1 protein-coding gene is annotated in these 437 nt (G+C 70.7%); it reads right to left on the bottom strand.

What is annotated here, in order from left to right:
• On the bottom strand, positions 1-437 hold a 437-nt coding region (locus FFK22_RS42280), incomplete at both ends, for an ATP-grasp domain-containing protein (RefSeq protein WP_186002993.1).

Raw genomic sequence — 437 nt, 5'->3', positions numbered from 1 at the left:
GCCACCTCCTCGATCGCCATGCCGCCCTCGGTCGAGGCGATGATCGTCACCCGGCCGCTCTTGCGGTCGACCAGCAGCGACAGATACAGCTCGCGGGCGATGTCGCAGCCTTCCTCGACATAGATCCGGCCGACCTCCTTGCCCGCAGGCCCGGTCTGCACCGTCACCAGCGTCCGGCCCAGCATCGCCCCGGCCGCCGCCGCGACATCCGCCGTCGACTTCACCACCCGGACCCCGCCCTTGCCCGACGGATCCTCCTTGAAGTGGCCCTTGCCGCGGCCGCCCGCATGGATCTGCGCCTTGACGACATACACGGCGCCGCCGAGACCCTCCGCCACACGCACCGCCTCCTCCGGCGTGTACGCCACCCCGCCGCGCGGCACCGGCACGCCATAGCGCCCCAGCAGCCCCTTCGCCTGATATTCGTGGATGTTCAT

Source organism: Mycobacterium sp. KBS0706 (assembly GCF_005938675.2).
Lineage (GTDB): Bacteria > Pseudomonadota > Alphaproteobacteria > DSM-16000 > Inquilinaceae > Inquilinus.
This window is presented reverse-complemented; position numbering and strand designations above follow the sequence as displayed.